The organism is Myroides sp. LoEW2-1, from assembly GCF_009767705.1.
In the GTDB taxonomy this organism is placed as follows: domain Bacteria; phylum Bacteroidota; class Bacteroidia; order Flavobacteriales; family Flavobacteriaceae; genus Flavobacterium; species Flavobacterium album_A.
This window is the reverse complement of sequence record NZ_WSPP01000048.1, coordinates 1-11,399: the sequence shown is the minus strand read 5'-3', so window position 1 is coordinate 11,399 and position 11,399 is coordinate 1. Positions and strand designations below refer to the sequence as shown.

The window sequence follows — 11,399 nt, the reverse complement described above, 5'->3', positions numbered from 1 at the left end:
TTTTTTTTTACCTTAAAAGATAAGCACAGAGTATCCCTAATAAAAAAAAATGATCACTAAGCTACAAACGACCAACCAGTGTAGTTTGATATAAGTACTTACATTTGCCTGATCATTTCCTTCTCTATTATCCCTAAGTTTTTGTAATTGACTCATAGATTCTAAATTCTTCAGCACCTCCATGTCTCTTTCTTGTATACAAAGCACAAAAGATTCTATTCCTTCCCTCTCCTGATTTAGAAATTGCTGTAATGGTCTAATAGGAAACTCATATAATACAGCTACTAAATCAACAATGACAATGCCAGGCCTTTTCGTTTTTCCAAGTATAAAGTTCTGGACTGGCTTCAACTTGGATAAGTCAAAACTATCAAATTGTCGATCTATTGATCTTGATTCTTCTAAACCAAAGAAAGTACTTATAATTTTCTGATCTAATCTAACATTACTTCCCTTATAAACTCTCTTTGAAAGTTCTTTAATCCGCTTTGGAGATGGCGAAAGATAATAATCTTCCTTTCCTTCTTTAATCTTTGTCTGTATATAAAATTGTACTGCTTCAATATAAGCCTGTGAAGTATTCTCTTTCATTTATGTGGAATTATTAGAATTATCGGAATAATTGGAATGACACTTCTCTACTTCTGTATTACTAAGGGTTCTTTGTTGCGAAACATGAGCAATGCAGTATGTGAAAACCATAAATGAAATAAGAAAGGGCTTATTCATTTATCCTTCTCATACTTCCCTTCATTTCTCAGAGTACTAATAAAAACACTTTAATACACATTAGAATATGGTACGCAAAACATATCGAATTTTAATACTGCTAAACCTCAGCTTACTAACATTAGTAAGTTGCGAGAAAAGCGAAATAGAGGAAGGTATTCCAACACAAAATCTAAACAAACAAAATAACTCAGAAAATTCCGATGAGCCTTACGGGTTTCCTCCTCAAAGTCAAAAATCACCTTTGGGAATTGATATAGATACAGACGAAGCTCCTGAGAAAGATTGGGGATTACCGCCGATTAAACCACCAACAAGACCTAAGTCAATTGGAACCGATATCGATACAGACGAAGCTCCTGAGAAAGATTGGGGATTACCGCCGATTAAACCACCAACAAGACCAAAATCAATTGGAACCGATATCGATACGGAAGAAGCTCCCGAGAAAGATTGGGGATTACCGCCGATTAAACCACCGACAAGACCTACAAAATAGACATTGTAAGTCACACTAGTTTTGAGCTTTTATCAATGCTAATTTATCTGTAAATTCGAAGAATGAAATTAAAGCGCTACTTTTCATCTTCGAATTTACTCTTATATGCTATATTGTGTATAGCATTATGCCTTAGTTGCTCGAAAAAAGACAATCCAAATCTGGAAGAATCTAATCTCTTAGGCCGACAATATACAGCACAAGCTGACAGTCTCTTTGATTTGGGTGCCTTGGAAAAAGCATTTGAGTTATATCTTCTATCCAATCAAGAACTCAGGGAGATAAATGATCATGAAATGATTACTTACAACAATCTCAAGATTGCCACTATCTATCTAACAATTGGAGATGCTAATAGCGCACAAGAAACCATTGCAAAGGAACTTTACTATATCAAAGAAGATGACACAAGCCTACAGATATACTCCAATTTAGTTCTGTCTTTGAGTTATACGGAACTCCTTGATTTTGAAAATGCCATTGAATATGCAAAAAAATCACTTGCGATAAGTAATGATAAAGAACATCAGATCATCACCAAAAACAATATAGGCTATTTACTCATCGAGAATAAACAATATAAAGAAGCTGAAGAAATCCTTTCCCAAGTTTTACAGGAGTACAAAGACAGTATTAACCCTACTGATTTAGCCAAAATATACAATAACTTAGGGAAGGCAAAGTACAGAATTGACAAAGCAAGTGGTAGAGATGAATTGTCCTACGCGCTTAAACTAAGAGAAAAAGAAAATGACAAATACGAACTTGTAAGTAGTTATATCGCTTTGAGTGAATACTACAGCGACAAAGATGCCAATAACGCATTAAACTACGCTAAAATGGCTTACGAACATATAGAAGACATAAGTAGCAAGAAAGAAAAACTAACTATTCTCGAGATCCTCATAAACAATAGCGCTATAAATCACCCTTTATACAAAAAAAGTATAACCGATTATATCGCACTCTCTAATCAATTTCACGTTGAAACACAGTTATCGAAAAATCAATTTGCAAAAATTAGATACGACTACGACAAACACGCCAAAGAAAACAGCAAGCTGAAATACAATTTACAAGTTAAAGACACAACCATAACCAAGCAACACAATACAGTATTAGTACTTGTCTGCGTACTCTTGCTAATCCTCCTTGTTGTAACCATTGTCTATTCTAAAATAAAAAAGAAACACATTGTAGAAAAAGGTAAACAAGTTTATAAAACAGAGAGTAGGATTGCCAAAAAAATCCACGATGAATTAGCTAATGATATTTTCAACACGTTGATTTACACACAAAACTTTAATCTACAAGACCCTGAAAAAAAAGAACACCTAATTAAAGATTTAGACGCGATTTACAAAAAGTCGAGAAACATAGCTACTCAATTGAACTCTATCGATACCGAAGTCAACTTCACTCAAACGCTGACAAACTTATTCAATGAATACACAAGTGAAAAGACTAAAATCATCATCACAGGAATAGACAATATTGACTTCAGTATGCTGGTAAAAATTCAAAAAATCACCATTTACAGAATCTTACAGGAACTTCTTGTCAATATGACAAAACACAGCATGGCTACACTTGTTGTATTCAAGTTTACAAAAGAAGCAAATGGAATCTCAATATACTATAAAGATAACGGCATAGGACTTATCTACGAAGATATTAAAAAGAAGAATGGAATTTCCAATATGGAATCCCGTATAGAAAATATAAAAGGATATATTATTTTTGACAGAGAAAATGAGATTGGCACAAAACTTTCAATCTACATACCCTATAGATATGTTTAAAAAGATATTAGTAGTAGAAGATTATGACAGTATAAATGTAGGTATTGTTACAGCACTTTCTGAGAAGTACAGTGCCGAAATATACAATACCAAATATTGTGATGACGCTTGGTTGAAAATTCAAAATGCGCACTTAAATTCATCTCCCTTTGATTTGATCATTACTGACTTGTCCTTTGAACAAGATTATCGCGAACAAAAATTAGAAGGAGGTATTGACTTAATTGAGGTAATCAAGGCCAATTATCCTGATACCAAAATAATAGTTTATTCAATAGAGAACAGATACATAGAGATAAACACTTTAATAGAAAAGTTAAAGATTGACGCTTATATTAGCAAAGGTCGCAACAGTATCAATGAACTCCATCACGCTATTGAACACATACAATCAACCCCAAACTGTTATCTATCACCTGATATAGAGGACATAACTACTACTTCAACTGCTTTGATACTTTCTGACGAAGATCTGGAGATTATCAGTTTACTATCCAAGGGCTATACACAGCAAGAAATCAGTGCAGTTTTTAAATCCAAATCAAAAACGATCAGTAGTACAAGTAGTATAGAAAAGAGAATTGGAAAATTAAAACTCTCTTTTGAGGCGAAAAACACAATACACCTTGTCAGTATTGCAAAAGACTTAGGGCTCATTTAATTCTAATTTAACAAGAAAAAAACATCCCAATTATGGTTTTCCGTACCATAGTTAATTTGAGTTGTCATAATTTAGCATTGAAAACAAATAGCTTTATTTATAATATGTTCAAATTGAGACAAGTTGTTATTGTATGTTTAATTCTAATCTTTAGTATGCTGTGTGTCAAAATAACTTGGAATTTTATCGATGAAAAAAAACAGCAAAGAACAACAGCTGATCAAGAAATAAGCCTACTTCTATCAGAATACGAGAACAACATACACAACTACGTCAAAGTGTACAAAAAAGCTCTGAATGGCGATAGAACAAGCCTTAAGAAGTATTCTTCATTCATGTTGAAAAATGCTGAAATAGAGCAAAGGTTAAATCACTTATTCCTTCAAACAGAGAATGGCGATTACCACAAGAATCAATTTAAAAAACTTCAAAACAAGTTTTTGAATCCTAACTAATATTATATTACCAAAAAAGCGATAGATTAATCTATCGCTTTTTACATTTTATCCTTATACAGAAGCTTGAAGTTTCTGTAGTAAATTCTTATTTAATGCTTGTTCAGTATACTCTCGATCAACATGTAGTTCTTCAACGTGATCCTGACTTGGCAATTCATACATAGCATCTGTCAAAATAGCTTCACATAAAGACCTAAGACCACGAGCCCCTAATTTATATTCCAATGCTTTATCCACAATGTAATCCAAGGCATCCTCTGAAATAGTAAATTTAATATGATCCATTTCAAACAACTTCTCATATTGCTTTATCAGTGCATTCTTAGGTTCAGTCAAGATTGATCTCAAAGTTTCTCTATCCAAAGGATCCATATAAGTCAATACAGGTAATCGTCCGATAATCTCCGGAATCAAACCGTAATCTTTAATATCTTTTGGTACTATGTATTGCATTAGGTTTGTCTTATCTACCTTTTCATTCTCTTTCGTAGCGTTATATCCAACAGCTTGGAAATTTAAACGTTTAGAAATAATGCGTTCAATACCGTCAAAAGCACCACCAGCAACAAACAGAATATTCTTTGTATTAACTTCAATAAACTTTTGGTTAGGGTGTTTACGACCACCTTCTGGCGGAACATTCACAACACTTCCCTCTAAGAGTTTAAGCAAAGCTTGTTGCACTCCCTCTCCTGATACATCACGTGTAATAGAAGGGTTATCACTCTTACGAGCAATCTTATCGATCTCATCAATAAAAATAATCCCTCTTTCAGCACGATCAACATCATAATCTGCTGCCTGCAACAACTTAGTCAAGATACCTTCTACATCCTCTCCTACGTATCCTGCCTCAGTTAGAACTGTTGCATCCACAATAGCCAAAGGAACATTCAACATACGAGCGATTGTTTTTGCTACTAACGTTTTACCAGTACCTGTTTGCCCTACCATTAAGACATTACTCTTCTCGATTTCAACATCACCTTCTTCACTATTCGCTTCTTGCAAAAGGCGTTTATAGTGATTATAGACTGCAACGGACATTACTTTTTTAGTTTGATCTTGTCCAATCACATATTCATCTAAAAAAGCTCGAATCTCTTTTGGTTTTTTTAGTAATAAATCTTTAGCTAAACTTTCCAGCTCCTTCGCTTCTCCATCCTCCTCAACAATTCCGAATGCCTGCTCAACACATCTATCACAGATATGAGCATCTATACCAGCAATAAGAATATTCGTTTCTGACTCAGGGCGCCCACAGAAAGAACATCTCATTTCTTCTTTCGCCATATATAATTTATTCTCTAATTAATACCTCATCAATCATTCCATACTCTTTTGCCTCTTGAGCGATCATCCAATAGTCTCTATCACTATCGTGGTGAACTTTCTCCATAGACTGTCCAGAATGTTTTGAAATGATTTGATACAGTTCATCTTTTAACTTCATAATCTCTCTTGCTGTAATCTCGATATCAGATGCCTGACCTTGAGCTCCACCTAATGGTTGGTGAATCATCACACGAGAATGTGGTAAAGCAGAACGCTTACCTGCAGCTCCAGCACATAACAATACTGCTCCCATTGATGCAGCCATTCCTGTACAGATAGTTGCTACATCTGGTTTAATGAATTGCATAGTATCATAGATACCTAAACCTGCATACACTCCTCCTCCAGGAGAGTTTACATAAATACTAATATCTTTCTCGTTATCCACACTCTCCAAGAACAATAATTGCGCTTGAATAATATTTGCTACATAATCGTCAATAGCTGTACCTAAAAAGATAACTCTATCCATCATTAAACGAGAGAATACATCCATTGAAGCTACATTCATTTGACGCTCTTCAATAATGTATGGAGTCATACTACTAACGATTTTGTCATAGTACATACTATTTATACCGTGATGCTTAGTTGCATACTTTTGAAACTCTTTTCCGTAATCCATTTTTATTTACTTTTTTAGTATTAAAAAATAAGCGTCTCTCCTTTCGGAAAGACGCTCAAATATACTTATTTTTTTTCGGAAATTATTCTCCGTACATTTCCTTTACGAAATCTTTATAAGAAACTTCTTTTTCTTTAGCATTTACTTTTTCAGTAAACAATGCTAACATTTTATCGTTCATTACTTGCTCAGAAATACGTCTTACTTCTTCTTGGTTAGACATAACTCTTGCTACGATATCTTCAACTGTTTTATCATCTGGTTCAGCTTGTCCAAATTGAGCTAACTGATCTTTGATTAACTTAACAGTGAAAGCTTTAATTTCTTCGAAGTCTAATTGTAAATCATATTGTGACATCACTTTTCCTTCGATCAATTGGTAACGTAAACCTTTTTCAGATTTAGCATACTCCTCAGCTGCTTGTTCTGCAGTCATTGGAGTTTCACCAGCTGATTGTAACCACTTAGTTAAAAACGCTGCTGGTAAATCAAATGAAGTACTTTCTAATAAGTGCTCATAAACATCATTTACAAACTTTTGGTCAGCTTGTCCTGCAAATTGTTTCTCAGCATCTTCTTTGATTTTTTCTTTCAATTGCTCAACTGAAGTTACAACTCCTTCACCGAATAATTTATCAAATAATTCTTGATTTAATTCAGCTAATTCAGTTTCGTTGATTTCTTTAATTGTAAATACAACATCTACTTCTAAACCGTGAACTTTATCGTGGTCAACTGCTAAGTACTCCATAAGTTTGTGATCGTCATCGAACAATCCTTTTGTACTAACAGTTACTTGGTCACCTACTTTCTTGTTTAAGAATTTCTTTTGGTTTGTTTTAGTTCTAAAAGCAGAAACTGCAATCTTAACTTCATTGTTGATTCCCTCCTCCTCATTTGTGAAAGTACCAACCATTTCTGAAGTTTCCTCTACTGTCTCTTTAGAAATTAGTTTACCGTATTGTTTTTGAATATATTCAACTTGCTCATCTAACATAGCGTCATCAGCAACAACTTTGAATTTATTAATTTTGTTTTTTCCTTCTAAATCTACAGTGAATTCAGGAGTTAATCCTAATTCAAAATCAAATTTTAATACATCTGCATCCCAGTCAAAAGTTTCATCTGCCACTGGAAGTGGGTTTCCTAAAATATCGATTTTCTCTTCTACAAGATAATTATTCAATTTGTCTTGCAAAATTTTGTTTACTTCTTCAAACATTACCGCTTTACCGTATTGTTTAACGATTAAACTCATTGGCACTGCTCCTTTTCTAAATCCAGGAATACTAGCGTTCTTTTTGTAGTTAGATAAAACCTTATCTACATTACCTTGATAATCTTCTTTTGCAAGCTCAATAGTTACGATTGCATTAAGAGCATCTACATTATTTCTTGTAATATTCATTTTTTGATGTATTTACATAATAAATTTGGGTTGCAAAAATAAATTATTTTTACAACCCATCCAAGTTTTTAAGTAATTGTATTTCAATCAATAATTTTTTTACTGCCTTTGTAGGCGATCATCTTGCTGTTTACCATTAACTATGGATTGGCAAAATGTCAACACGATACTAAATAATAAGGCGTACCAAAAATTGTCAACAGTAAATTCCTTGACAAAGTATGCTGTTAATTGAATTATTACTGCATTGATCACAAGTAGGAATAATCCCAGTGTCACAATCGTTGCTGGCAGTGTCATGAAAACTAATATGGGTTTTAAAAATGCATTTAACAACCCCATTGCAACAGCTACCCATAGGGCAGTTGTCCATCCATCAACACTTACTCCTGGTAATAACCAACATAAAAACATGACTAAAGCCGTCGTAATTAATAATCTAATGATAAAATTCATACCTTTTTTCTTGTAAAATTAATAAATTATTAATTATTAGGCAATAAAGTAGGTCCAGGATAAACTGCAGGATTCACCAAAGGAATCTTTGCATCGTAATGTCTATTAATCACTCTCAAAATTTCGGCTGCTATGAAAGCATATCCTCTTTGATTTAAGTGGACACCGTCAAGTGAAAACATCACCGTATTCAAATTCCCCATACCTTTAAAGTAATCTGCCGTGTAGATTTGGCCATCTTCTACCCTCAATCCCGATACTGCTTTATTCAATATATCGTTCATATCCGCCACAGCTAATCCCTTCTCTGCTGCAATTTGCTTAATAATTAAGTTAAACTGTGTGGTAGCGTTTTTCACTTTTTCTTGTTCAACAGAATTTAACACGAACTCATCTCCAATTGGGAAAGTAACCCCTTTTTTCAACATCGCATCAATTGTTGCGTTTCCAGTAGATTGAGCTAATGAAGCTCCAATCTCTGCTTTACTTGTCAACAACATTAAATCTTTAGCCGTAGCGTGTCTTGCTTGACCAAAAGAAACAGCTATTAACTTAATCTGAGCCGGTTCTAATTTGATAGGAAAAAGTCCTGCATCTACTGCTTGTTTAATTCCCATTTCTAACAAAGCGGACATATCAGCTAAGCTTTTATCTTGAATCAACAATGGATTAGCCGCTTCTTTTGAAATCATCTGTAATCTATCTCCTTGTTCTCCTTTTGCCAGTATTTGTTTCAACATGCCTATTAGACCATTCAATTGATCTATTTTATCAACTCCAATTAACTCAGGTGTTAAAGGATTATAAGGAACTGTAGTGAAATAAGGTATCGCTGTTACATCTGGAATAGTAGCTACCACCCCTTTTGCTCCATTAGCTGTAAGAGCATTGGTAATTTTACTATACACATCTTGGAACACACCCACATGTGTAATATCATTTGCTCCATAATCACCAGGATTTAAACCACCTTTCTCATTCTGATCCACTCCTTCACCTCCCGAAGTTGCATATGAAAGTACGTCATTTGCTCCAATCCAATTACTAAAGAATGTAGGACTTAAAGACAGTGCATCTTCCAATACAGTAACATTTTCTGATGTTGCTGTTCTAACAAAATAAGGATTTGCTTTTCCTAAAGCTAAATTAGCTGGATTACCATACCCTGCAGCAAGTAAGTGGAATGTTTTAGCTCCCGGAACACCTGCATTGTGATATGCTTTCTTCTGTTGTTCTGTTGCCTCTAAAGTCGATTGTCCTTTAATGTTTTCAGGTCCTCCTGTAGACATATTAATGATCATCTTGGTCTTAAACCCAGGGTTAACCGCACCTCCAAATAACAAGCCTCCTACATCGTTAATGTCTTTGTCAAAAGAAGGTTGTGTAAACTGCCCTCCTCCAACAACTTCAAACTGTTTCGCTAAAATAGAAGGAAACGAATTGGCCTGTCCTGAACGGTAAACCGTACCATCCATAAAACCAGCAGTCAATGAATTCCCAACTGCTACATAAGTAGAGAAATCTGCATTACCTGGATAGTATGTACCTGAATCTATTTTATCGCTAATCTCTGGTTTACAACTCGCTAATAAAGCTAAAGCTGGCAACACTAATAAATATCTTTTTTTCATGATTGTCTTCTTTTAAAGTTAAAAACTATAGCTTACACCGATACCTCCACTTGTCACAGCACTTCTATATGTTCCTCCAAACGAAACATTTTGTCCATCTTCTTGGAAATAGTCATAAGAATTATTAGTATCACTAAAGTGTAAATAACTAAACACTAAGTCTATTCCTAAACCATTTTTAAACTTATAAGTTAAACCTCCAGTATATGCACGTGAATCGTTACGCGGTGTTTCTGGTGCAAAGTATCCATCTTGAACAGGGCTTTCATCGTAGTACCATCCTGCTCTTAAAGACAACTGATCATTTACAGTATACTGTGCTCCTAAACGGTATGTACTTGAATCCTTATAATTACGAGGGTTAACTGATGTTCCCAATGGGCTATTTACGAAATCAATTACTAATGCATCGTAAATTTTCCAGAATGTACGGTTGTAATCAAATGCAAACAACCACTTATTCCACTCATAAGATACCCCAACACTAAACTCTGCTGGTAATGGCATTTGCGCTTTAATTCTTCCATTTTGGAACATACCTTCACCAAATCCAGGTACATCGTAGAACTTAGCTTTACCATCGCTCTCTTTCATAATGATTTTTGAGCGGTAGTTCATCCCCACTCTTAAATGGTCGTCAAAGTTGAACATATATCCTGCAGTCCATCCCCAAGCTGTAACATTCTTAGCTTCAATAGTTACATCCGTTTTGTTGCCATGCTCGTCAACCATACTTCTCGAGATATTCTTATTGAAAGTTACCCCTCCATTTACAAAGATAGGTCCCCCTCCAAAACTAAAGCGATCACTTACTTTAATTGCTACAGTAGGTTGAAAGTAAAAAGCCTTTAAATCAATATTGTTTACCAAATGAGCTCCTTGCCAATCTCTATCCCAATCAACTGCACTTCCATAAGGCGAATAGATTGCCAATCCTACTGTTAACCAATCAGTAGCCTTATAAGTACCATAAGCATAGATAGGAGTTCCTACATTTCGAGTTTCATTCTCCCAACCGTATGTTTCATTTTGGAATTTTGTATCTGCTACCAATACATTCATTCCAGCCGAAAAATTCCATTTATCTTTTAAGTAAACTGTTGCAGCAGGGTTAAAAAACACTGACTCTGCACCGTTTACCACAGCTACTCCTGTATGTCCCATCGCAAGCTGTTTGTTACCTTGCATTGCTACTCTATAACCTCCAGCAAATGCTGAATAAGATATTAAAGATAACAGGGATAATGATATAAACTTTTTAACCATAATCTAATATTGTTTACAATTCGTCTAATTTCAAATATAGATAGATATTATAATTTTACAAATTTTTAAGCCTTATTTTAACATTAGTAAAAAATAAAATAAATTTTATTCAAATAAAACCAACAACACATAACTATAATTACTATTAATTTAACATATAGTAGAAATAATAATAAAACATAACGTTATAATTAATTCTAAAAAAACAATACTTCTTTGCTGTAAATTAAGTTTTAACCTCTCTGGATTCACATATAATAAGTATATATACTTCTAAGATCAGCATTTGGGGAGTTCTCAAATGCTCCAAACGCAAAAAACAACTTCATTTTACCCCAATTTTCTAAACCAACGTCCCCCTTAACTATTCGCTCTAAAAACACCTCCGTTTATGTGAGAAGCGACAACTAACTTGACCTTCAGAAGTACTGACCCGTCCTGAAAAAACTGTACAGTTTTAAATACCAATAAGAGATGGAAAAGTCAATAAAAGAGAAAAAAGTAAAACAACGTTATCATCAAGAATTCA

General features: G+C 34.2%; 11 protein-coding genes. 4 read left to right on the top strand and 7 right to left on the bottom strand.

Features of this window, described 5'->3' with window-relative positions; translation table 11 throughout:
* Window positions 1-36: 36 nt before the first annotated feature.
* Complete coding sequence (locus GOQ24_RS03920; protein WP_160339153.1) at window positions 37-591, bottom strand: hypothetical protein; 555 nt, start codon at window positions 589-591, stop codon at window positions 37-39.
* A 205-nt stretch (window positions 592-796) separates the two neighbouring features.
* Between GOQ24_RS03920 and GOQ24_RS03915 the strand changes: the two genes are divergently transcribed.
* From GOQ24_RS03915 to GOQ24_RS03900, 4 genes are all read left to right on the top strand, one after another.
* Window positions 797-1,228, top strand: coding sequence for a hypothetical protein (locus tag GOQ24_RS03915; RefSeq protein WP_160339152.1), 432 nt, complete (start codon window positions 797-799; stop codon window positions 1,226-1,228).
* 62 nt (window positions 1,229-1,290) lie between these two features.
* Window positions 1,291-3,030, top strand: a complete 1,740-nt coding sequence (locus tag GOQ24_RS03910) for a tetratricopeptide repeat-containing sensor histidine kinase (protein WP_160339151.1) — start codon at window positions 1,291-1,293, stop codon at window positions 3,028-3,030.
* Entirely contained in the window at window positions 3,023-3,691 is a 669-nt protein-coding gene (locus GOQ24_RS03905) for a response regulator (RefSeq protein WP_155090856.1), read from the top strand. Before GOQ24_RS03910 ends, GOQ24_RS03905 begins: the two co-directional genes overlap by 8 nt.
* Before the next feature lie 104 nt (window positions 3,692-3,795).
* Window positions 3,796-4,146 (top strand): hypothetical protein, encoded by a 351-nt coding sequence (locus GOQ24_RS03900; RefSeq protein WP_155090857.1) that lies wholly within the window; start codon window positions 3,796-3,798, stop codon window positions 4,144-4,146.
* A gap of 54 nt (window positions 4,147-4,200) precedes the next feature.
* On the opposite strand, the gene clpX is transcribed toward GOQ24_RS03900, so the two are convergent.
* The 6 genes from clpX to GOQ24_RS03870 form a co-directional block, all read right to left on the bottom strand.
* The gene (gene clpX, locus GOQ24_RS03895) at window positions 4,201-5,442 is read right to left on the bottom strand and encodes an ATP-dependent Clp protease ATP-binding subunit ClpX (protein WP_160339150.1); all 1,242 of its coding nucleotides are present in this window, start codon (window positions 5,440-5,442) and stop codon (window positions 4,201-4,203) included.
* 7 nt (window positions 5,443-5,449) lie between these two features.
* Window positions 5,450-6,109: an ATP-dependent Clp endopeptidase proteolytic subunit ClpP gene (gene clpP, locus GOQ24_RS03890; protein WP_155090859.1), complete on the bottom strand. Its 660-nt coding sequence runs from the start codon at window positions 6,107-6,109 to the stop codon at window positions 5,450-5,452.
* 82 nt (window positions 6,110-6,191) lie between these two features.
* On the bottom strand, window positions 6,192-7,517 hold the full coding sequence (gene tig, locus GOQ24_RS03885) for a trigger factor (RefSeq protein WP_155090860.1): 1,326 nt from the start codon (window positions 7,515-7,517) through the stop codon (window positions 6,192-6,194).
* A 99-nt stretch (window positions 7,518-7,616) separates the two neighbouring features.
* Window positions 7,617-7,973 carry a phage holin family protein gene (locus GOQ24_RS03880; RefSeq protein WP_155090861.1) on the bottom strand — a complete coding sequence of 119 codons (357 nt, stop codon included), beginning with the start codon at window positions 7,971-7,973 and terminating at the stop codon, window positions 7,617-7,619.
* Window positions 7,974-8,002: 29 nt separating this feature from the next.
* Complete coding sequence (locus tag GOQ24_RS03875) at window positions 8,003-9,604, bottom strand: hypothetical protein (RefSeq protein ID WP_160339149.1); 1,602 nt, start codon at window positions 9,602-9,604, stop codon at window positions 8,003-8,005.
* 18 nt (window positions 9,605-9,622) lie between these two features.
* Window positions 9,623-10,870, bottom strand: coding sequence for an OmpP1/FadL family transporter (locus GOQ24_RS03870; protein ID WP_155090863.1), 1,248 nt, complete (start codon window positions 10,868-10,870; stop codon window positions 9,623-9,625).
* Between the last annotated feature and the right edge of the window lie 529 nt (window positions 10,871-11,399).